Source organism: Burkholderia sp. 4M9327F10 (genome assembly GCF_005503145.1).
Taxonomy (GTDB): domain Bacteria; phylum Pseudomonadota; class Gammaproteobacteria; order Burkholderiales; family Burkholderiaceae; genus Paraburkholderia.
This window is the reverse complement of record NZ_SCNV01000029.1, coordinates 57,320-78,254: the sequence shown is the minus strand read 5'-3', so window position 1 is coordinate 78,254 and position 20,935 is coordinate 57,320. Positions and strand designations below refer to the sequence as shown.

The following is a 20,935-nucleotide window of genomic DNA, read 5'->3' as shown; positions in this document are numbered from 1 at the left end:
CGCGCCGCGTCGCGAGGGTCGCGAGACGGCATGGGCACAGGCTTTGACGGATATCGTCGGCACAGGCCCGTGTGTTACATTTCGTGGTCAGATCGCAAAACTACCATACGCCCACCCCCGCCGCAGCATGTCCGAGCGAAACGAATCCGCCGAGCAACAGGAAGCCGGACAAGTCAGGTCAGTAGAGGGCGACCACCACGTGGTGCTGCGTCACACCCTGAGGGTGCTGCTGGCCATCGCGCTCGTCGTCTACTTCATCGTGGCGGCTCTGCTGGTCGGTCTGCGCTATGGTTTGCTGCCGCGCGTCGACGCGTTCCGGCCGCGCATCGAAGCCCTCGTCTCCGAGAAAATCCACGCACAGCTCACCATCGGCAAACTCGCGCCGCACTGGACCGGCTTCCAGCCGGGCATCGACGTCACCGATCTGACGATTCGCGACCACGACGGCAAGCTCGGGCTGAACGTCCCGCATGCCACCGCAACCGTTTCGTGGAGTTCGCTGTGGCAGTTAAAGCCGATCCTCTCCACCCTGATCGTCGACCAGCCCGACCTGCTGATCGAGCGCGGCTCGGACGGTTCGCTCTCGGTGGCCGGCGTCACCGTGCCGAGCACCCACACCGGCAACGACACCTTCAGTTCCTGGCTGCTGCGCCAGCAGGCCATCGTGCTGCGCGGCGGCACGCTGCGCTGGCGCGACTTGCGTCATGACGCGCCTGAGCTGGCGCTGCAGAACATCCGCCTTGCCATCCTGAACGACGGCTATGACCACCATCTCGCGTTGCAGGCGCCACCGGACGGCAACGTGCTGCACGGCCCGCTGGATTTCCGCGCCTACTTCAGACACGCGCGCCTCGCGGCCATCGGCAAGCCGATCAACTGGACCGGTCAGGCCTATATCTCGACCGGGCCGGTCGATCTGCCGGCGCTCGCGCATTACATGGACTTTCCGATCGAGACCTACGCCGGCCGGATCGACAACGCTATCTGGATCGACTTTGCCCAAGGCCAGATGAAGTCGGCAAGCGGCGAACTGTCCGGCACCAGTGTCTCGATGCGCGTGCGTCCGACCCAGCCGCGCCTCGATGTGCCGGTCGCCAGCTTCTCCTGGAAGCTCGCCATGGCGCCGGGCGACTACACGCTGCAGCTCGATCATCTGCACGCCGAACTGGGCCAGCCGCCGCTCGACGACGGCACGCCATTGACGCGCACCCTTGCAATTTCCACGCTGACCGGCCACTACCGCCGGGCGTCGGTGCAGCATGGCCAGTTGATCAGCGTAAGCGGTGACCGGGTGGATCTCGGGATCCTCGCCGAATTCAGCCGTGCACTGCCGCTTTCGGGCCGTCTGCTTAACGAACTGGTGCGTTTCGATCCGCGCGGCCTGGTGGCGAACTACGTGATCGAGGTCGAACGGGCCAAGCCCGATTCCGGGGAAGCCGCGAGCGAGCACAACGCGAGCGGCTCCGAGCCGATCGTGCGCTACCGCTTCAAGGCGGACCTGCAGGGCATCAGCGTCGCAGCCCAGGAACCGCCGCCGGGGCTGACCCCGCTCGGCCACCCCCGGGCCGGTCTGCCGGGCGTCGAAAACCTGTGGGGCAGCGTGGATGCCGACGAGACCCACGGCGCCATGACGATCGACACCAACAATGTGGCCGTTACCTTGCCGGGCGTGTTCGACGACCCGCGCCTCAAGTTCGACCGCCTGCAAGGCAACGGCAGCTGGACCGTCAAGCCGGCCGCCCCGGGTGAGCCGCACAAGGCGTTCGCCATTTCCGTGCCGCAACTGAGCGTCGCCAACGCGGACGCCGTCGCCACAGTCACAGCGAACTACGGCAACCCCGGTCACGGCCGCGGTTCGCTCGACCTGACGGCGAAGTTCCAGCACGCCCAGGTCGCGCGCATCGTACGCTACCTGCCCACCAGCATCAGCGAGAAGCTGCGCACCTACCTCGGTCACGGGCTGCAGGCCGGCGTCTCGCGCGGTGCGGTGATCGAGGTACATGGCGATCTCACCAAATTCCCCTACTCGCGCGACCCGAGCGCCGGCGTGTTCCAGATCGTCGCGCCGTTCAAGGGTGGCAAGTTCGACCCCTCGCCGTATCCGCCGCGCAAGATGAAGGACGGCGTGACGCCGAACGTGTGGCCGCCGCTCGCCGACATAGACGGCACGTTCCAGCTCAAGGAGAACGTGCTGCGCTTCGATATCGACCGGGCGCGCTACAAGCGGGTCGCGCTCAACCGGGTCAACGGCAAGATCGACGATCTCGGCACCAAAACCTCGAGCCTCATCATCGACGGCGCCGGCCACGGCCCGCTCGCCGACATGATCGACTACGTCGATTCGAGCGCGCTCGGCAGCCTTTCGAAGCACGTCGGCGAGAAGGTGCGCGCCGAGGGCCCGGCGTCGCTGGCGCTGAAGCTGACCATACCGCGCACGCCGAAACCGCATATTGCCGTCGACGGCACATTGGGCTTCCAGGGCAACCGCCTGAGCATGGACAACACGCCGCCGCTATCGCAACTCACCGGCAAGGTGCGTTTCACCGAACACACTGCCCAGCTTGACCGGCTCGCCGGCCAGTTCCTCGGCGGCGACGTGCATGCCAACGGCGGGGTGCAGAACAACGGCGCCTATGCGCTCGACCTGAACGGCCACATTGCCGTCGATGCCGCTCGCGGGCTCAACCTGCACGGCCCGGCAGCCGAGGTACTCACGCGCATGAGCGGCAGCGCGCCGTATGCCCTGAGCGTAAGCGGCGCCAAGGGCCACCTGCCCGACGTCACCGCCAACTCCGACCTGAGCGGCCTCGCGCTCGATTTTCCGGCGCCCTTCAACAAGCCGGTCGGCAAGCCGATGCCGCTGCACTTCACCTTCAAGCCCGCCGCCACGGATGACGACCCCGGTCTGCAGCGCGCCGACCTGCAATTCGGCCCGATTGCCGCCAGCTATCTGCTGCGCCATACGCCGGGCCAGCCGCCGACGGTGGTGGTCGGCGCGGTCGGCGTCAACAAGCCCGCCGAGTTGCCGACCGAGGGCGTGATTGCCGCAGCCGACATCGACACCTTCGACGCCGACCAGTGGCGCGCCCTGGTGACCCAGATGCGCAGCAAGGAACCCCCCGCGCCCGCCACGCCGGCCGCCGCGCCCAATCCAACGCTCACGCAGTTTCTGCCGAACCGCTTTGCCGTGCACATCGGCACCCTGACGCTGCTCAAGCGGCATTGGGAAAGCGTGATCGTCGGCGCCTCGCGCGACAACGGCAACTGGCAGGCCAACATCGCCTCGAACCAGGTCTCCGGGCACGTGGCCTGGCTGCCCGGCGCGATCAAGGGTTCGCCCGGCACGCTGCAGGCACGCCTCGCCCGGCTGGTGATTCCCTCCGCCACCGAAAACGACCTGCTCGGCCAGGCAATCTCGGCGCCGGCTCAGAACATGCCGTCGATCGACCTGCTGGTGAACGAGCTGATCGTGCGCGGCCACAATTTCGGCCGCCTCGAAGTCGACGCGCACAACTTCGAGGAAGACGGCGTACCGGTCTGGCAACTGGACAAGCTCGATATCAGCAATCCGGCCGCGACGCTGACCGCCACCGCCAACTGGCGCACCTCGACCCGGCTTGGCGCCAGCGCCGACGAAGATACCCCGAAGCGCACCGTGTTCGACTTCAAGCTCGACATCAAGGACGCCGGCGCGCTGCTCGAACAGGCTGGCCAGCCGCGCACGCTCAAGGGCGGCAGCGGCACACTGTCAGGCAAGGTGGTGTGGCGCGGCGGCCCGACCCAGATCGACTACCCGACGTTGAACGGCAACCTCTCCGTGGATTTGCGTCATGGCCAGATTCTCAAGGTCGATCCGGGTGTCGCCAAGCTGCTGGGCGTGCTGAGCCTGCAAAGCCTCGCGCGCTTCGCGACGCTGAATTTCCGCGACGTGATCGGCGAGGGCCTGCCGTTCGAGAGCGTGACCGGCACGGGACAGATCAGCGACGGCATCGGCCGCACCGATAACTTCAAGATGGTCACCGCACCGGCACGCGCCGAGATGTCGGGATCGGTGGACCTCGCCCAGGAAACCCAGGACCTGCACGTGCACGTCGTGCCGACGGTCAGCGCCGGCGCGGGCGTGGTTGCCGCCACAGTCATCAATCCGCTGTTCGGCCTTGCCGCGCTGGTGGCCGACTTCGCGCTGTCGAAGTCGATCTCGAAAGCGTTCGCGCTGGACTACGCCATCACCGGTTCGTGGTCGAAACCGCACGTCGAGCGGGTGCACGACGATCGCGGTAAGATGGACCTGCCGGCCTCGACCGTGGAAGCGCAGTGAACCCAGAGCCAGCAGGCCTGGCGGGCTCAGGGCGTCTGCGGCGGCTGACCGGCGGTGGTACCACCCTGATCGACGTATGCAGCGCCTGCGCCTGGCGCTGCCCTGCCGGGAGTCTTTCGAAACGTTCATGAGCGAACAACACAGCTACTCCACCTCCGTTAGCCCGTCCTTTCGCGTCGCCGCGTTGCAGATGGTGAGCACGCCGGATCGCGAGCGCAATCTGGCCGAAGCGGGACGCCTGATCGCAGAAGCTGCCGCGGACGGTGCGCAACTGGTCCTGCTGCCCGAATACTTCTGCTTCATGGGCTTCAAGGACACCGACAAACTCAGCGTGCGCGAGCCCTATGGCGACGGCCCGATCCAGCGCTTTCTGGCGGACGCGGCGCGCCGCCACGGCGTCTGGGTAATCGGCGGCACGCTGCCGCTGACCGCGCCGGAAGCCAACCGCGTGCTGAACACCACGCTGGTATTCAACCCGCAGGGCGAAGAAGCCGCGCGCTACGACAAGATTCATCTGTTCAACTTCGAAAAAGGTGACGAATCATTCGACGAGGCACGTACTATCCGCCCCGGCGACACGGTCCGTACCTTCGAAGCGCCGTTCGGGCGCGTCGGCCTGTCGGTCTGCTACGATTTGCGCTTTCCGGAGCTGTACCGCCGGATGGGCGATTGCGCGCTGATCGTGGTGCCGTCGGCCTTCACGTACACGACTGGCCGCGCACACTGGGAAATGCTGCTGCGCGCCCGCGCCGTGGAAAACCAGTGCTACGTGCTCGCCGCGGCGCAAGGCGGCAAGCATGAGAACGGCCGCCGCACATGGGGACACAGCATGCTGATCGACCCGTGGGGCGAGATCGCCGCGGTGCGTGACGAAGGCGCCGGCGTGGTGGCCGGCAATCTGGAGCGAGCCCGCATCGACGAAGTCCGGCAAAGCCTGCCGGCCTGGCGCCACCGCGTGCTGACCAGCTAGAACCGAAGCCGGCATTGAAAGTCCGGCGCCGCCCACCCATGTATGTGATGCGCGTGCGCCAACCGAATCCCTTTGTATTGAGCAGAACACACTTCGCATGAACATCATCGAACCCGGTATCCGTAATCTCGCCACTGCCAAGGACGTGCTCCTCACGCCCTACGGCCTCGACGAAGCCCTGCTCACCCGCACGCTCGCCGAGATCTTCACGCACCGCATCGACTACGCGGACCTGTACTTCCAGGCCACCCGCAGCGAAGCCTGGAGCCTTGAAGAGGGCATCGTGAAATCTGGCAGCTTCAGCATCGATCAAGGGGTGGGCGTGCGCGCCGTCTCGGGCGACCGGACCGCGTTCGCTTACTCGGACGATCTGTCGCCCGAAGCGATCCGCCAGGCCGCGCTCGCCACGCGGTCGATCGCCAAGGCCGGCGGCGGCAAGCAGAAGATCAAGGTGGCGTCCTCGTTGACCGGCATTGCCGGGCGCGATCTGTACCTGCCGTCCGACCCGCTGCATTCGCTCGACGCGACCGCCAAGGTCAAGCTGCTCGAACGCATTGAACAGATGGCGCGCAGCCGCGATCCGCGCATCACCCAGGTGATGGCGGGCCTCGCCGGCGAATACGACGTGGTGCTGGTGGCGCGCAGCGACGGCGCGCTCGCCGCCGACATCCGGCCGCTGGTGCGCGTCTCCGTCACGGTAATCGCCGAACAGAACGGCCGCCGCGAAATCGGCAGCGGCGGCGGTGGCGGGCGCTTCGACTACGGCTATTTCACGGATGACGTGCTGTCGAAGTACGTCGACGACGCGGTGCATGCCGCTCTCGTCAACCTCGACGCCCGCCCCGCCCCGGCCGGCGCGATGACAGTCGTGCTCGGGCCGGGCTGGCCTGGCGTGCTGCTGCACGAAGCGATCGGCCATGGCCTCGAAGGCGACTTCAACCGCAAGGGTTCGTCGGCATTCGCCGGGCGCATCGGCGAACGGGTCGCGGCCAAGGGCGTTACCGTAGTCGACGACGGCACGCTGCCGAACCGCCGCGGCTCGCTCAATATCGACGACGAAGGCAATCCGACCCAGTGCACCACGCTGATCGAAGACGGCATCCTGAAGGGCTACATCCAGGACACGCTGAACGCGCGCCTGATGAAGATGCCCGTAACCGGCAACGCGCGGCGCGAATCGTACGCCGCACTGCCGATGCCGCGCATGACCAACACTTACATGCTCAACGGCGACAAGGATCCGCAGGAAATCATCGCCTCGGTCAAGAACGGCCTGTATGCGGTGAATTTCGGCGGCGGCCAGGTGGACATCACCAACGGCAAGTTCGTGTTCTCCGCCTCCGAGGCGTACATGATCGAAAACGGCAAGGTGACCTATCCGGTCAAGGGCGCGACGCTGATCGGCAGCGGCCCGGAATCGCTCAAGTACGTCAGCATGATCGGTAACGATATGGCGCTCGATTCGGGCGTCGGCGTCTGCGGCAAGGAAGGCCAGAGCGTGCCGGTGGGCGTCGGCCAGCCGACCCTGCGGATCGAGAAGATGACGGTCGGCGGAACAGCCTGATTGGCATAGCAACGCATACTTCGTGCGCGAATTGCGCGAAGTATGCGGATTTTCCGCATTTTCGCCACCCCCTGGTTGTCAATCACGACTGCTCGGGTTATAAAGTCAATCACCCTTTTTGACCAGCGACCTTACTTTCGCCATGTCCGCCAAGTTTTACTTTTACTTTTTTTGGTATCTCAGACCGCTGGCGGATCGAGAGGGGTACTAGTGCACGTAAGGCACCCCAAAATTCCCGAAAAACCGCCAGCTAGTCTGGCGGTTTTTTTTCGCCCCGAAAATCCTGGAGAACACCCATGCCCCCGCACAATACCGACGATGTCCGTATTCGAGAACTGAAAGAACTTACGCCGCCGGCTCATCTGATCCGCGAATTCGCCTGCGAAGAAGCGGTCTCGGACCTGATCTACCATTCGCGCCAGTCGATGCACCGCATCCTGCACGGCATGGAAGACCGCCTGATCGTCATCATCGGGCCGTGCTCGATCCACGATACCAAGGCAGCGCTCGAATACGCGGGGCGTCTGGTCGAGCAGCGCAAGCGCTTTGCCGGCGAGCTCGAAATCGTCATGCGGGTGTACTTCGAGAAGCCGCGCACCACCGTAGGCTGGAAGGGTCTCATCAACGACCCGTACATGGACAACAGCTTCAAGATCAACGAGGGCCTGCGCACCGCACGCGAGCTGCTGCTGCACATCAACGAACTCGGCCTGCCGGCCGGCACCGAATACCTCGACATGATCAGCCCGCAGTACATCGCCGACCTGATCTCGTGGGGCGCGATCGGCGCGCGCACCACCGAATCGCAGGTGCACCGCGAGCTGGCCTCCGGCCTGTCGTGCCCGGTGGGCTTCAAGAACGGCACCGACGGCAACGTGAAAATCGCCGTCGACGCCATCAAGGCCGCCTCGCAGCCGCACCATTTCCTCTCGGTGACGAAGGGCGGCCACTCGGCGATCGTCTCAACGGCCGGCAATGAGGACTGCCACATCATCCTGCGCGGCGGCAAGACGCCGAACTACGACGCCGACAGCGTCAACGCGGCCTGCGCCGATATCGGCAAGGCGGGCCTCGCGGCACGTCTGATGATTGATGCGAGCCACGCCAACAGCTCGAAGAAGCACGAAAACCAGATTCCGGTGTGCGCGGACATCGGCCGTCAGATCGCCGGCGGTGACGAGCGGATCATCGGCGTGATGGTTGAATCGCATCTGGTCGCCGGCCGCCAGGACCTCAAGGAAGGTTGCGAGCTGACCTACGGCCAGAGCGTGACCGATGCGTGCATCGACTGGGACGAAAGCATCGGCGTGCTCGAAGGCCTGGCCGAAGCGGTCAAGCAACGCCGCGTGGCGCGCGGCAGCGGGAATTGAGCCGCAACTAGGCAAGATCGCACCCTCGCGCCACGATCTCGCGAAGCGGCCCGCACACCCCATTCAAGCCCAGTAAAAACGGTCCACCCGGCTTACGCCAGGTGGGCCGTTTCCTTTTGGGCTGGCCGATTGGCCGAATGTTCGTTTATCGCACGTCCCTGTAACGTCATTGTCCAGGCGGGACAGGGAGCATCTTGCTCTTCCCGGATGATAGGTATACAATTTTATACATGAAGGGCGCGCATGCAATGCGATAAAGAGATTCGCTGGGTCGGTTCCAGCTTTGACGATTTACTGGCCTTTCCAGACGAGGCACGTCGTCAGGCCGGTTTTCAACTCGGTAAAGTCCAGGCGGGTCTCGACCCAGACGACTGGAAACCCTTTGATGCCGTCGGCGCCGGTACGCGCGAAATCCGCATCAAGGAGGCCAACGGGATTTACCGGGTCATGTACGTGGCAAAGTTCGTAGAGGCGGTGTACGTGCTGCACTGCTTCCAGAAACAGAGTCAGGTCACAAGCCGGCACGACCGGGATATTGCCGAGGCGCGCTATCGCGCGGTGATTAACGAGAGAAGGATATAGCCATGACTATCGACACCAAAATCCGTCACGTGACGAAGCCGGGTGCAAATCTGTTCCTGGAGCTGGGCTTCCCCGCTGAGGAGGCCGCGCGCCTCCACGCCGCGTCGCAGAAACAGATCAACGACACGCGGCTCCTCAAGGAGCAGTTGATGACCGAACTCTCGAGCTGGATCGACGAGCACCATCTGAAGCAGGCCGAAGCCGCCGAGATTCTGATGGTGTCGCGGCCGCGCGTCTCGGACGTGGTCAACAAGAAAACCGCCAAGTTCACCATCGACACACTGGTCGAAATGATGAGCCGGATCGGCAAGCCGGTTACGCTCGCAGTCGGCTGACGCGCCGCTACGCGGCTGTGGCGTGGCCGGCAGCGCCCCGCGCAACCTACTTCGCGCCGCGCTCGTGCTGCCAGAGCACATCGCTGCCGCCATCCGCGCGGTTCAGCACCCGCGCCAGCACGAACAGCAGATCGGACAGGCGGTTCACATACTGACGCGGCGCGGCATTGATCGCCTCGCTCTGGCCCAGCGCCACAATAGCCCGTTCGGCGCGACGGCACACGGTTCGGCAAACATGTGCAAGAGCGGCTGCGCGCGAGCCGCCGGGCAGAATGAACTCTTTGAGCGGCGGTAGCGTCGCGTTGTAGTCGGCAAGCCAGCCATCGAGCCGGGCGAGATGCTTGTCCGTAATCATCGTGTGGCCCGGAATGCAAAGCTCACCGCCCAGATCGAACAGGTCGTGCTGGATCGCGGTCAGGGCCAAGCGCAGATTCTCCGGTAAGCTTTCGCACAGCAGCACGCCGAGATTCGAATTGAGTTCATCCACCTCGCCGATCGCCGCGATCCGCACGTCGTCCTTGCGTACCCGGCGGCCATCGCCAAGGCCGGTGGTGCCGTCGTCGCCGGTGCGGGTGGCGATCTTGCTCAAGCGGTTGCCCATGATCGATGCGGTCCTTTCAGTGTCGGATGCGCGGCGCGGCCTGCCGCTGGCGTGCATCCTGGTGTCGTCGCCATTATAGGTTCGGCCAACGGCCGCGCGCCGGGCCAGCGGCGTAACGCACGGGGATCGGCGTAAAATGAATCACACGCTGCAGACGCCATGCCCGTCATCAGGAGACACGAGTGAACCATCCCGCGCCGCCGGCCCCCTTGCGCCGTCCCTTCCCCGTTGAGCTGCTCACTTCGCTCAAGTCCGCTTTTGGCGAGCGTGTCTCGGTTGCCGAGGCGGTGCGTGCCCATCACGGGCGCGACGAATCGCCATTTGATCCGCAATTGCCCGACGCCGTCGTATTCGCACGCAGCACGGAAGACGTGCAGAGCGTCGTCAAACTCTGCGGCCAGCACGAGGTGCCGATTATTCCTTACGGCAATGGCTCGTCGCTGGAAGGGCATCTGCTAGCGGTACAGGGCGGTGTTTCGATCGATCTGTCGGAAATGAACCGAGTGCTGTCGATCAACGCGGAAGACCTCACCGTCACCGTCGAGCCGGGCATCTCTCGCAAGCAACTGAACGAAGCGCTGCGTGACACGGGCCAGTTCTTCCCGATCGACCCGGGCGCGGATGCCAGCATCGGCGGCATGTCGGCCACGCGCGCCTCGGGCACGAACGCCGTGCGCTACGGCACGATGCGCGAGAACGTGCTCGGCCTCACCGTGGTGCTGGCCGACGGCCGCGTCATCAAGACCGGCACGCGGGCCCGCAAGTCCTCGGCGGGCTATGACCTGACGCGCCTCTTTGTCGGCTCGGAAGGCACGCTCGGCGTCATCACCGAAATCACCTTGCGGCTTTATCCGCAGCCGGAGGCCGTCTCGGCAGCCGTGTGCGCGTTTCCCTCGATGGGCGATGCGGTGCGCGCCGTGATCGAAACCATTCAGATGGGCGTGCCGATCGCACGCGTGGAGTTTGTCGATTCGCTCGCCATCCGCTCGATTAACCGTCACTCGAACCTCACGCTGCGTGAGGCGCCTACCCTGTTCTTCGAATTCCACGGCACCGAGGCCAGCGTGAAGGAACAGGCGCAAACGGTGCAGGAGATCACTGCGCAGAACGCCGGCGAAGATTTCGAATGGGCCACCCGTCCGGAGGATCGCAGCCGTCTGTGGAACGCGCGGCACAACGCTTACTTTGCCATGCTGCAACTGAAGCCCGGCTGCCGCGCGGTCACCACCGACGTCTGCGTGCCGATCTCGCGGCTCGCCGAGTGTGTGGTCGAAACGGAGCAGGATCTGCTGGCCTCGCCGCTACCCTGCCCGATCGTCGGCCACGTGGGCGACGGCAATTTCCACGTCGCCATCCTGATCGACCCTGCGAAGCCCGAAGAACTCGCCGAGGCCGAACGGCTCAACCACCGGATCGTACAGCGCGCGCTGCGCATGGACGGCACCTGCACGGGCGAACACGGTGTCGGCCTGCACAAGATGGGCTTTTTGCTGGAGGAACACGGCGAAGTGGCGGTCGACACCATGCGTTCGATCAAGCACGCGCTCGATCCGCGCAATCTGATGAACCCCGGCAAGATTTTCTCGTGGGCGGCCTAGGCCGCGCCCGTTAGCACCTGCCCTTGCAGTTGCAATACCTCGCGCGGCAAGCCCGCGCCCCTGGCGCCACGGAGTACGAGGAGAGGAAAGATGAATGCACCCGCCGAGCTGTCGGCTGAAGTGCTCGCCCAGCGCCAACGCGAAGTCGTGCAGGCGCTGATGGCCGTGCTGCCGACGCATTGCCTGCTGTACCGGGAGGAAGACACCGTTGCCTATGAGTGCGACGGTCTGGCCGCCTATCGCCGGCTGCCACTGGCGGTGGCGTTGCCGGAAACCGAATCGCAGGTGCAACGCATCGTGCAGATCTGTCACCGGCTCGACGTGCCGATCGTCCCGCGTGGCGCCGGCACGGGCCTGTCGGGCGGCGCCATGCCGATCCGCCACGGCGTGGTGGTGTCGCTCGCGCGCTTCAGGAAGATCGTCGAAGTGGATTCGTATGCGCGCACCGCCACCGTTCAACCCGGCGTGCGCAACCTCGCGATCTCCGAAGCGGCCGCGCCTTACGGGCTCTACTACGCGCCGGACCCCTCCTCGCAGATTGCCTGCACGATCGGCGGCAACGTCTCGGAGAATTCCGGCGGTGTGCACTGCCTGAAATACGGCTTGACCGTGCACAACGTGCTGCGCGTGCGGGCCATCACGATGGAAGGCGAAGTGGTCGAATTCGGCTCGCTCGCGCCCGACGCGCCGGGGCTCGACCTGCTGGCCGTGCTGATCGGCAGCGAGGGGATGTTTGCGATCGTCACCGAAGTCACCGTCAGGCTGATCCCCAAGCCACAGACCGCGCAGGTCATCATGGCCAGCTTCGACGATGTGGTGAAAGGCGGCGACGCGGTCGCCGGCATTATTGCGGCAGGCATCATTCCGGCGGGACTGGAAATGATGGACAAGCCCGCGACCCGCGCCGTCGAAGAGTTCGTCAACGCCGGTTACGATCTCGACGCCGCCGCCATCCTGCTGTGCGAATCCGACGGCACGCCTGAAGAGGTGGCCGATGAAATCGTCCGTATGACGGCGGTGTTGCGCGAACACGGCGCGACGCGCATCCAGATCTCACGCTCCGAGCAGGAACGGCTGCGCTTCTGGTCCGGGCGTAAGAACGCCTTCCCGGCCGCCGGCCGCATCTCGCCGGACTACTACTGCATGGACGGCACGGTGCCGCGCCGCAGTATCGGGCCGCTGCTTGCGCGCATCGAGGTGATGGAAAAAAAGTACCAACTGCGCTGCATCAATGTCTTCCATGCCGGCGACGGCAACATGCACCCGCTGATCCTGTTCAACGGCAACGATCTGGACGAGTGGCACCGGGCCGAGGCGTTCGGTTGCGACATTCTTGAAGCCTGCGTTGAACTGGGCGGCACGGTCACGGGCGAACATGGCGTAGGCATCGAAAAGATCAATTCGATGTGCGTGCAGTTCTCGCCCGAAGAGCGCGACGCGTTCCATGCGGTCAAGCGCGCCTTCGACCCGCCCGGGCTGCTGAACCCGGACAAGGGCATCCCGACGCGCGCCCGCTGCGCCGAGTACGGCAAGATGCACGTGCGCGGCGGCTTGCTGCCGCATCCGGATCTGCCGCGTTTTTAGGCACTGTCCAGCTCCGCCATCTGACAATCCGCTAGGGGTCCGCTCCGGGTTGTCAGTCCGTCCCCGCCAGGTACAATCGAGCAAAACACAACGACGCAGGACACCATGGAAGAGGACGACACCGTCGCCGCATGGTCCGAACGCATCCGTTCGGCCACCGCCGAAGGCCGCCCGCTGCGCATTCGCGGCGGTGGCACCAAGGACTGGTACGGGCAGACGCTGGAGGGAGACATCCTCGACACGCGCGCGCATCGCGGCATCATCGCCTATGACCCGGCGGAACTGGTCATCACCGCGCGCGCGGGCACGCCCCTGCTGGAAATCGAAGCTGCGCTCGCCGAACACGGCCAGATGCTCGCCTTCGAGCCGCCTCATTTCGGTCCCAACGCCACCTTCGGCGGCTGCATCGCGGCCGGCATCGCCGGGCCGCGCCGCCCGTCGGCAGGCGCCCCGCGCGACTTCGTGCTCGGCGCCGTGATCATGAACGGCCAGGGCCAGGTGCTGCACTTCGGCGGCCAGGTGGTGAAAAACGTGGCCGGCTACGACGTGTCGCGATTGCTGGCCGGCTCGCTCGGCACGCTCGGGCTGATCCTCGAGTTGTCGGTGAAAGTCCTGCCGTTGCCGAAGGCCGAAGCTACCCTCAAATTCGACATGAACGGCACCGACGCGGTCCGCAAGCTCAACGAATGGGGTGGCCGGCCACTGCCGATCACGGCCAGCGCCTGGCGCCACGGCACGCTGGCGGTGCGCCTCGCCGGCGCCGAAGCAGCGGTCAAGGCGGCACGCTCGGCATTGGGTGGCGAAGTGGTCGACGCGGTTGAAGCCGAGCGTTTCTGGGCCGGTCTGCGCGAACAGACCGATCCGTTCTTCGCTGCCATCGCGCCGAAGACGGCCCTGTGGCGCCTCGCGCTGCCGTCGATCACCGAGCCGCTGCAATTGCCGGGCGCCCAGTTGATGGAATGGGGCGGCGGCCAGCGCTGGTGGATCACCGACACCGACGCGCAGACCGTGCGCATCAGCGCCAAGCAGGCCGGCGGCCACGCCACGATTTTCCGCACCGGCCACGGCTATGACCGCAGCGCCGGCGTGTTCACGCCGCTGCCGGCCCCGCTGATGAAAATCCACCGTGGCCTGAAGACCGCTTTCGACCCAGCCCGCATCTTCAACCGCGGCCGGCTGTACCCCGACTTCTGAGCGCGCGATGCAAACCAACCTCGCCGACTTCATTCGCGACACCGCCGACGGCGCCGAAGCCGATGCCATTCTGCGCAAGTGCGTGCACTGCGGCTTCTGCACCGCCACCTGCCCCACCTACCAGTTGCTCGGTGACGAACTCGACGGCCCGCGCGGGCGCATCTATCTCATCAAGCAGATGGTGGAAGGTGCGGAGGTCACGCGCAGCACGCAGACTCATCTGGACCGTTGCCTGACCTGCCGCAACTGCGAGACCACCTGCCCATCTGGCGTGCAGTACGGGCGGCTGGTGGAAATCGGCCGCAAGATCACCGAAGAAAAGGTCACCCGGCCGCTCGGCCAAAGGCTGCTGCGGCGAATGCTGGCGAGCTTCGTGCCGAACAGCGCGGTGTTCACGCCAACCATGCGCCTTGGCCAGCATGTGCGCGCGTTCTTGCCGAAGAAGCTGCGCGACAAGGTGCCGGCGCGCCAGCGGCCGCTCGAATGGCCGGATGCGAAGCACGCCCGCAAGATGCTGATGCTTGCAGGCTGCGTGCAGCCGTCGATGATGCCGAACGTCAATATCGCCACGGCGCGCGTGCTCGATGCGCTCGGGGTGGAGACGATCGTTGCGCCCGAAGCCGGCTGCTGTGGCGCAATCCGTCTGCATCTCGGCTACAACGACGAAGCGCTTGGCGATATCCGCGCCAATATCGACGCCTGGTGGCCATACGTCGAGCAGGGCGCGGAAGCGATCGTCATGAACGCCTCCGGCTGCGGCGCGACAGTCAAGGAGTACGGGCACCTGCTGCGCGACGATCCGGCCTATGCCGGGAAAGCACAACGGATTGCCGCAATGACCCGCGATATCTCCGAGATCCTGCCCGAGTTCGAGGAGGCGCTTGCCGCAGTGACGCGCCGCCGCTCCGTGCATACCGTGGCGTTCCACCCGCCCTGCACGCTGCAGCACGGCCAGCAGTTGCGCGGCAAGGTCGAACACCTGCTGGCCGCGCTCGGCATCGAAGTGCGCCTGCCCGCTGACAGCCATCTGTGCTGCGGCTCGGCCGGCACCTATTCGCTGACGCAGCCGGCGCTGTCGTATGCCTTGCGCGACCAGAAGCTCGAAAAGCTGCATGCGCAGGAGCCGCAGGTGATCGTGTCAGCCAACGTCGGTTGCATCGCCCATCTGCAAAGCGGCACCTCGACGCCGGTGGCGCATTGGATCGAACTGGTCGAACACATGTTGTACGCATGAGGCGTACACATGACGGGCAAGCCCGGCGGGCGTCCGTATAATCCGGTACATCGCCTCCGCGCAGATTTTTCTCCGACGTCTCATGTCCGATCTCGTCCATAACCTCGCCGCGGTCCAGCAGCGCATCGACCGCGCCGCGCAGCTCGCTTCCCGCGAGCCGCGCTCAGTCGCGCTGCTAGCCGTCTCGAAGACGTTTCCTGCCGACGATGTGCGCGCCGTCCATGCGGCCGGCCAGCGCGCGTTCGGCGAGAACTATGTGCAGGAAGCCGTGGCGAAAATCGAAGCGCTGGCGGACCTGCGCGCGTCGCTCGAATGGCATTTCATCGGACCGCTGCAATCGAACAAGACCCGCCCGGTGGCGGAAAACTTCGACTGGGTCCATTCCGTCGATCGCCTGAAAATTGCCCAACGTCTTGCGGAACAGCGACCGGCGCATTTGCCGCCGCTCAACGTATGCCTGCAGGTGAACGTCAGCGGCGAAGCGACCAAGGCCGGTGTGACGCCGGCTGAAGCCGCCGGAATCGCGCAAGCTGTCGCCGCGTTGCCGCAACTGCGCCTGCGCGGTCTGATGTCGATTCCCGAGCCGGCCGGGACCGTCGAAGCCCAACGCGTGCCGCATCGCCAGTTACGCGAGCTGTTCGAGCAACTGCGCGCCGGCGGACTCGAACTGGACACGCTCTCGATGGGCATGTCGGCCGACCTCGAAGCCGCGGTGCTCGAAGGCGCGACGCTCGTGCGCGTCGGCACGGCGATTTTCGGCGCCCGTGATTACTCCCACTGAACTCCCTCGGAACATCATGAAAATTGCCTTCATCGGCGGCGGCAACATGGCCGCTGCAATCATCGGCGGCCTCATCAAGCACGGCATTGCGCCGGCCGATCTGTACGCGATCGACCCTAACGAAGACGTGCGCCAGCGCAACCAGCAGCAATTCGGCATCGGCACCGGTGCTGCGGCGGATGCCGCGCTCGCGCCGTTCGACGCGATCGTGCTGGCCGTGAAGCCGCAAGTGCTCAAAGCCGTGGCTCAAGGACTCGCCCCGTATCTGGGTGCGACACAAGTGGTGATCAGCATCGTCGCCGGGATTCGCACCGAGGATCTCGCGCGCTGGCTCGACGGCCATCAACGCATTGTCCGGGTGATGCCGAATACCCCGGCGCTGATCGGCAAGGGCGTAGCGGGCCTGAGCGCAACGGGCAGCGTCGACGCGGCCGACCGGGCGCTCGCGACGCAAGTGCTGGGCGCCGTCGGCGAGACCGTCTGGTTCGACGACGAAGCGAAAATTGACGCTGTCACCGCGATCTCGGGCAGCGGGCCGGCCTACGTGTTCTACTTTATTGAAGCCCTGCAGGAAGCCGCGCGCCAGCTCGGCATGGATGAAGCGCAAGGCCGCGCACTCGCCGTCGCAACCTTCACCGGCGCGGCGCAACTCGCGGCCCAGTCCGACGAGCCGCCGGGCGTGTTGCGAGAACGGGTGACGTCGAAGGGCGGCACGACCGCGGCGGCGCTCGCTTCGTTCGACGCGAGCGGTATCAAGGACGCGATTGTGCGCGGTGTGCTGGCGGCCGATGCACGCGCGAAGGAAATGGGCGACGAGTTCGGCCAGCAGTAAGGCTGCCTGCAGGAAGCGGTAGAAGTCCTGAAGGAGCCCGAAGAAAACCGGGATTAACCCACGCGGCCCCGGCACGGGCCGCCCCGGCACAGCACGCTGCGTAACGGCAATTAGCCGTGCGCGGCGCGCGCCACGCTCAGAACCTCAGAACGAAGCGGCGGCGTAATGCGCCGCAATCCCCGCGAACAGCGCCCCACCGAGCCAGTTGTTATGACGGAACGCCGCGAAACACGGCATGCGTTCGCGGCCGCGGATCAGCGTGTAGTGGTAGATCGCGCAGCCCGCAGCGGCGGCCCAGCCGAGCCAGTACGGCCAGCCGAAACCCAGCGTCAGGCCAATACGGATATAGATACCCAGCGTCAGCGCGTAGCACAGCATGATCGCGAACACGTCATAGCGGCCAAACGTCAGCGCGGAGGTGCGGATGCCGATCTTGATGTCGTCGTCGCGATCGACCATCGCGTATTCGGTGTCGTAGGCCACCGACCAGAACACGTTGGCGAGCAGCATCAGCCACGCGAGCATCGGCACGTGGTCCTGCACGGCGGCGAAGGCCATAGGAATGCCAAAGCCGAAGGCGATGCCCAGATACGCCTGCGGGATCGCAAAGAAGCGTTTGGTGAACGGATACGAACCCGCGACGAACAGCGCCGCCACCGACAGCTCCTTGGTCAGCGCATTGAGCGGCAGGATCAGCAGAAACGATACCAGCGCCAGCCCGGTAGCCAGCACCAGCGCCTCCCACGCCTTGATCTTGCCCGAGGTGATCGGCCGGTTTTCGGTGCGCTTCACGTAGCGGTCGAAATCGCGGTCGGCGTAGTCGTTGATCGCGCAGCCCGCCGAGCGCATCAGCACCGTGCCGAGCGTGAAAATCACCAGCAGGGACAGCGAGGGGCGCCCGTCCGAGGCAATCCACAGCGCGTTGAGCGTCGGCCATAGCAGCAACAGGCTGCCGATCGGCTTGTCCATGCGCACGAGGCGCAGATACAGAGGGAGTCGGGCGAACATGGGCGGGCGTCGTCAAGTACGGGCAGTGACGACATTTTAAGGTATGTGCGCCGAGGGAACCCTGCAAGCGCGCAGGGGATGCCCTGAAAAACGAAACCTCCCGTGCGGGAGGTTCTTTGTTGCATCAAGCCAGCATCGAGCGCAGCATCCACGCCGTCTTTTCGTGCGTCTGCATGCGTTGCGTCAGCAGGTCGGCGGTCGGTTCGTCATTGGCGGCCTCGGTTGCCGGGAAAATGCCGCGCGCGGTGCGCACCACCGCTTCCTGGCCTTCCACCAGCTGGCGAATCATTTCTTCTGCGGCAGGCACGCCGTCCGCTTCCGGAATCGACGACAGCTTCGCGAAGTCCTTGTAGCTGCCCGGCGCATGCACGCCCAGCGCGCGGATACGTTCAGCGATCGAATCGACAGCCAGCGCCAGTTCGTTGTACTGCGTCTCGAACATCAGGTGCAGCGTGTTGAACATCGGACCCGTGACGTTCCAGTGGAAGTTATGGGTCTTCAGATACAGCGTGTAGGTGTCCGCCAGCAAACGCGACAGGCCCTCTGCGATCTTCTTGCGATCCTTGTCGCTGATACCGATATTGACGTGTTGTACGGCTTCTTTCTTGGCCATGATGACTCCTTTGAAGAGTGTGCGAACCGGCAGGCAGAGCATGAGTCGTTCATGCACAAACCATTAACCTGCGAACGTCCGTTAGTTTATCGTACAAATATGCAAACTTTGTGCGACCGCTCGTCACGACCCGAGGAAGCGCAGCACCGCTTCGGCAGTCGGGATTAGCGGCCCGGCAGATGCTGCAATGCGTGCGAAGCGATCAATGCGTAGCCGGCCGCGAGAATCGCAAAACCGACCAGCTTGCGCGCAACGTTGCCGCCAAAAACAATCTGTGCGTCACGTGCGAGCCGTGCGCCACCGCTACTCAACAACTGGACCATGATCGTTCTCCTTCTCTCTGGTTTCGAACAGGCGAGGCGCCGATGCGCCCGCCACGACTAACGAATCAGACTCAAGCGGCCTGCCTTAGCTGCCTTAGCTGCCTTAATTGCCTTAGCTGCCTTAACCGTTCCAGCCGCTTGAGCCCGCACTCCCGCACCTGGCCGCCTCATCAGCCGGCCCGCTAACACCCCGCCTTACTTCGCCTTCTCATTGAGCGTCGCCAGCGCGGCGATCACCCCTTCTGCGTAGGCCGGATCGATCCGGCGGAAATGCTCGAGCTGACGGGCGAGAATCTCCTGCGGCACACCGTTGATATGGCGCGCGATGTTGCCGAAGAAGCGTTCGCGTTGCGCCGCATCGAACAGGCGGAACAGCGCCGCCGGCTGGCTGTAGTAGTCCTCGTCCTCGCGATGCTCGTAACGGTCCACAGCGCCCGCTGCCAGAGGCGGCTCGGATGCGTTGCGGTCCTGCGCGAAATCGCCGAAACGGTTCGGCTCGTAATTCACCCTGCCACCGAGGTTGCCGTCCGTGCGCATTGCGCCATCACGATGGAACGAATGCTGACGCTGCGCGCGCGACGCGTTCACCGGAATCTGGTGATGGTTGATGCCGAGGCGATAACGCTGCGTGTCGCCGTACGAGAACAGACGCCCCTGCAACAGACGGTCCGGCGAGAAGCCAATGCCCGGCACCACGTTGGCCGGCGTGAAAGCTGCCTGCTCCACGTCCGCGAAGTAGTTTTGCGCGTTGCGGTTCAGTTCGATCGTGCCTACGTCGATCAGCGGGTAGTCCTTGTACGGCCACACCTTGGTGATGTCGAACGGGTTGTAGCGGTAGTTCGCCGCATCCGCTTCGGGCATCACCTGAATGCAGAAGCGCCATTTCGGGAAGTTGCCGTTGTCGATGTTCTCGACCAGGTCGCGCTGCGCGCTTTCGCGGTCTTGCGCCACCACCTGCGCCGCTTCGGCGTCGGTGTAGTTCTCGACGCCCTGCATCGACTTGAAGTGGAACTTCACCCAGAAGCGCTCGTCGTTCGCGTTGATGAACGAGAACGTGTGCGAACCGAAGCCGTGCATCTGGCGGTAGTTCTGCGGAATGCCGCGATCGCTCATCAGGATCGTCACCTGATGCAGCGACTCCGGATGACGCGACCAGAAGTCCCACGCCGCCACGTTGCTGCGCAGGTTCGTGTACGGATCGCGCTTTTGCGTGTGGATGAAGTCCGGAAACTTGAGCGGATCGCGAATGAAGAACACCGGCGTGTTGTTGCCGACGATGTCCCAGTTGCCCTCTTCCGTGTAGAACTTGATCGAGAAGCCGCGTACGTCGCGTTCTGCATCGGCTGCGCCGCGCTCGCCCGCCACCGTCGAAAAGCGCATAAACAGCGGCGTTTCCTTGCCGACTTCGGCAAACACCTTGGCCTTCGTGTAACGCGAGATGTCGTGCGTCACTTTCAGCGTGCCGAATGCACCCGAACCCTTGGCGTGCACACGCCGCTCAGGGATCACTTCGCGATCGAAGTGAGCGAGTTTCTCCAGCAACCACACGTCTTGCAGCACCACTGGGCCGCGGCTGCCTGCGGTCATCGAATTCTGGTTGTCGGCGACAGGCGCGCCGGCTGCCGTGGTGAGTTTGCTTTCGGACATCGTGTACTCCTGATTCTGATGAGGGGTTTCTTGGCTGAAAGGAAATCAGGCGCTCAGCGCGCGGTCGACCAGCAGCGAGAACGCCACAGTGCGTACGCCGCTCATCGAGGCGGGGAATCGGGAAGCCGGTGCGGCGGATTGGCCAGAAACCTGCTGGGGCTGCTGCGCTTGGGGCTGCGTCATGATTTCCTCCGTGTTTTGTTGGATCCGCTGATCCATGGAGGAAACTATATCAATGCTATCGAATTAGCGTGTTTGATTAATTTTATCTATTCGATAGAGGCCGACACTATCGGCTTTTCGCGTGGAAAATGCGGACAAGGCCGGCGCACGGGGTGCGGCCGGCCTTGTCTTGACCTGCGCCGTGGCGCCTCACGGGCG

General features: G+C 64.7%; 18 protein-coding genes. 12 read left to right on the top strand and 6 right to left on the bottom strand.

Annotated elements, in window-relative coordinates; all coding sequences use genetic code 11:
• The first annotated feature begins 127 nt into the window (after window positions 1-127).
• The 6 genes from FFS45_RS24035 (at window position 128) to FFS45_RS24010 (ending at window position 9,139) form a co-directional block, all read left to right on the top strand.
• Complete coding sequence (locus FFS45_RS24035) at window positions 128-4,318, top strand: YhdP family protein (RefSeq protein WP_137957127.1); 4,191 nt, start codon at window positions 128-130, stop codon at window positions 4,316-4,318.
• A gap of 127 nt (window positions 4,319-4,445) precedes the next feature.
• A complete protein-coding gene (locus FFS45_RS24030) occupies window positions 4,446-5,288 on the top strand; it encodes a carbon-nitrogen hydrolase family protein (RefSeq protein WP_137957126.1) in 843 nt (280 codons plus the stop codon).
• A gap of 97 nt (window positions 5,289-5,385) precedes the next feature.
• Window positions 5,386-6,852: a metalloprotease TldD gene (tldD, locus tag FFS45_RS24025; RefSeq protein WP_137957125.1), complete on the top strand. Its 1,467-nt coding sequence runs from the start codon at window positions 5,386-5,388 to the stop codon at window positions 6,850-6,852.
• A 296-nt stretch (window positions 6,853-7,148) separates the two neighbouring features.
• A complete protein-coding gene (aroG, locus tag FFS45_RS24020; protein WP_137957124.1) occupies window positions 7,149-8,222 on the top strand; it encodes a 3-deoxy-7-phosphoheptulonate synthase AroG in 1,074 nt (357 codons plus the stop codon).
• Window positions 8,223-8,465: 243 nt separating this feature from the next.
• Complete coding sequence (locus FFS45_RS24015; RefSeq protein ID WP_137957123.1) at window positions 8,466-8,804, top strand: type II toxin-antitoxin system RelE/ParE family toxin; 339 nt, start codon at window positions 8,466-8,468, stop codon at window positions 8,802-8,804.
• A 2-nt stretch (window positions 8,805-8,806) separates the two neighbouring features.
• Entirely contained in the window at window positions 8,807-9,139 is a 333-nt protein-coding gene (locus tag FFS45_RS24010) for an XRE family transcriptional regulator (protein ID WP_137957122.1), read from the top strand.
• A 46-nt stretch (window positions 9,140-9,185) separates the two neighbouring features.
• On the opposite strand, the gene FFS45_RS24005 is transcribed toward FFS45_RS24010, so the two are convergent.
• On the bottom strand, window positions 9,186-9,740 hold the full coding sequence (locus tag FFS45_RS24005; protein ID WP_137957121.1) for a cob(I)yrinic acid a,c-diamide adenosyltransferase: 555 nt from the start codon (window positions 9,738-9,740) through the stop codon (window positions 9,186-9,188).
• Window positions 9,741-9,922: 182 nt separating this feature from the next.
• Between FFS45_RS24005 and FFS45_RS24000 the strand changes: the two genes are divergently transcribed.
• The 6 genes from FFS45_RS24000 to proC all read left to right on the top strand — a co-directional run bounded on the left by FFS45_RS24000 (window position 9,923) and on the right by proC (window position 16,963).
• A complete protein-coding gene (locus tag FFS45_RS24000; protein ID WP_137957120.1) occupies window positions 9,923-11,338 on the top strand; it encodes an FAD-linked oxidase C-terminal domain-containing protein in 1,416 nt (471 codons plus the stop codon).
• A 90-nt stretch (window positions 11,339-11,428) separates the two neighbouring features.
• Window positions 11,429-12,922 carry an FAD-linked oxidase C-terminal domain-containing protein gene (locus FFS45_RS23995; RefSeq protein ID WP_137957119.1) on the top strand — a complete coding sequence of 498 codons (1,494 nt, stop codon included), beginning with the start codon at window positions 11,429-11,431 and terminating at the stop codon, window positions 12,920-12,922.
• A gap of 105 nt (window positions 12,923-13,027) precedes the next feature.
• A complete protein-coding gene (glcE, locus tag FFS45_RS23990; RefSeq protein ID WP_137957118.1) occupies window positions 13,028-14,116 on the top strand; it encodes a glycolate oxidase subunit GlcE in 1,089 nt (362 codons plus the stop codon).
• Window positions 14,117-14,123: 7 nt separating this feature from the next.
• Entirely contained in the window at window positions 14,124-15,350 is a 1,227-nt protein-coding gene (glcF, locus tag FFS45_RS23985; RefSeq protein WP_137957117.1) for a glycolate oxidase subunit GlcF, read from the top strand.
• A gap of 82 nt (window positions 15,351-15,432) precedes the next feature.
• Window positions 15,433-16,131 (top strand): YggS family pyridoxal phosphate-dependent enzyme, encoded by a 699-nt coding sequence (locus FFS45_RS23980; protein ID WP_137957116.1) that lies wholly within the window; start codon window positions 15,433-15,435, stop codon window positions 16,129-16,131.
• Window positions 16,132-16,147: 16 nt separating this feature from the next.
• Complete coding sequence (gene proC, locus FFS45_RS23975) at window positions 16,148-16,963, top strand: pyrroline-5-carboxylate reductase (protein ID WP_137957115.1); 816 nt, start codon at window positions 16,148-16,150, stop codon at window positions 16,961-16,963.
• Between the two features lie 144 nt (window positions 16,964-17,107).
• Here proC and ubiA read toward each other — a convergent pair whose 3' ends face one another.
• The 5 genes from ubiA to FFS45_RS41825 all read right to left on the bottom strand — a co-directional run bounded on the left by ubiA (window position 17,108) and on the right by FFS45_RS41825 (window position 20,737).
• Window positions 17,108-17,971 carry a 4-hydroxybenzoate octaprenyltransferase gene (ubiA, locus tag FFS45_RS23970; RefSeq protein ID WP_137957114.1) on the bottom strand — a complete coding sequence of 288 codons (864 nt, stop codon included), beginning with the start codon at window positions 17,969-17,971 and terminating at the stop codon, window positions 17,108-17,110.
• Window positions 17,972-18,095: 124 nt separating this feature from the next.
• Complete coding sequence (locus FFS45_RS23965; RefSeq protein ID WP_137957113.1) at window positions 18,096-18,584, bottom strand: Dps family protein; 489 nt, start codon at window positions 18,582-18,584, stop codon at window positions 18,096-18,098.
• Between the two features lie 164 nt (window positions 18,585-18,748).
• Window positions 18,749-18,907, bottom strand: coding sequence for a hypothetical protein (locus FFS45_RS41830; protein ID WP_171029728.1), 159 nt, complete (start codon window positions 18,905-18,907; stop codon window positions 18,749-18,751).
• 195 nt (window positions 18,908-19,102) lie between these two features.
• Window positions 19,103-20,554 (bottom strand): catalase, encoded by a 1,452-nt coding sequence (locus tag FFS45_RS23960; protein ID WP_137957112.1) that lies wholly within the window; start codon window positions 20,552-20,554, stop codon window positions 19,103-19,105.
• A gap of 45 nt (window positions 20,555-20,599) precedes the next feature.
• Window positions 20,600-20,737 (bottom strand): hypothetical protein, encoded by a 138-nt coding sequence (locus FFS45_RS41825; RefSeq protein WP_171029727.1) that lies wholly within the window; start codon window positions 20,735-20,737, stop codon window positions 20,600-20,602.
• Window positions 20,738-20,935 lie beyond the last annotated feature (198 nt).

What these genes read in the sequence shown, in the direction of transcription:
- FFS45_RS24030 (WP_137957126.1), top strand. Translation starts at nt 4,446, where the DNA reads ATGAGCGAACAACACAGCTACTCCACCTCCGTTAGCCCGTCCTTTCGC.
- FFS45_RS41830 (WP_171029728.1), bottom strand. Translation starts at nt 18,907, where the DNA reads ATGGTCCAGTTGTTGAGTAGCGGTGGCGCACGGCTCGCACGTGACGCA.
- tldD (WP_137957125.1), top strand. Translation starts at nt 5,386, where the DNA reads ATGAACATCATCGAACCCGGTATCCGTAATCTCGCCACTGCCAAGGAC.
- FFS45_RS23980 (WP_137957116.1), top strand. Translation starts at nt 15,433, where the DNA reads ATGTCCGATCTCGTCCATAACCTCGCCGCGGTCCAGCAGCGCATCGAC.
- aroG (WP_137957124.1), top strand. Translation starts at nt 7,149, where the DNA reads ATGCCCCCGCACAATACCGACGATGTCCGTATTCGAGAACTGAAAGAA.
- FFS45_RS24035 (WP_137957127.1), top strand. Translation starts at nt 128, where the DNA reads ATGTCCGAGCGAAACGAATCCGCCGAGCAACAGGAAGCCGGACAAGTC.
- FFS45_RS23965 (WP_137957113.1), bottom strand. Translation starts at nt 18,584, where the DNA reads ATGGCCAAGAAAGAAGCCGTACAACACGTCAATATCGGTATCAGCGAC.
- FFS45_RS41825 (WP_171029727.1), bottom strand. Translation starts at nt 20,737, where the DNA reads ATGACGCAGCCCCAAGCGCAGCAGCCCCAGCAGGTTTCTGGCCAATCC.
- FFS45_RS23960 (WP_137957112.1), bottom strand. Translation starts at nt 20,554, where the DNA reads ATGTCCGAAAGCAAACTCACCACGGCAGCCGGCGCGCCTGTCGCCGAC.
- FFS45_RS24005 (WP_137957121.1), bottom strand. Translation starts at nt 9,740, where the DNA reads ATGGGCAACCGCTTGAGCAAGATCGCCACCCGCACCGGCGACGACGGC.
- FFS45_RS24010 (WP_137957122.1), top strand. Translation starts at nt 8,807, where the DNA reads ATGACTATCGACACCAAAATCCGTCACGTGACGAAGCCGGGTGCAAAT.
- glcF (WP_137957117.1), top strand. Translation starts at nt 14,124, where the DNA reads ATGCAAACCAACCTCGCCGACTTCATTCGCGACACCGCCGACGGCGCC.
- ubiA (WP_137957114.1), bottom strand. Translation starts at nt 17,971, where the DNA reads ATGTTCGCCCGACTCCCTCTGTATCTGCGCCTCGTGCGCATGGACAAG.
- FFS45_RS24015 (WP_137957123.1), top strand. Translation starts at nt 8,466, where the DNA reads ATGCAATGCGATAAAGAGATTCGCTGGGTCGGTTCCAGCTTTGACGAT.
- proC (WP_137957115.1), top strand. Translation starts at nt 16,148, where the DNA reads ATGAAAATTGCCTTCATCGGCGGCGGCAACATGGCCGCTGCAATCATC.
- FFS45_RS23995 (WP_137957119.1), top strand. Translation starts at nt 11,429, where the DNA reads ATGAATGCACCCGCCGAGCTGTCGGCTGAAGTGCTCGCCCAGCGCCAA.
- glcE (WP_137957118.1), top strand. Translation starts at nt 13,028, where the DNA reads ATGGAAGAGGACGACACCGTCGCCGCATGGTCCGAACGCATCCGTTCG.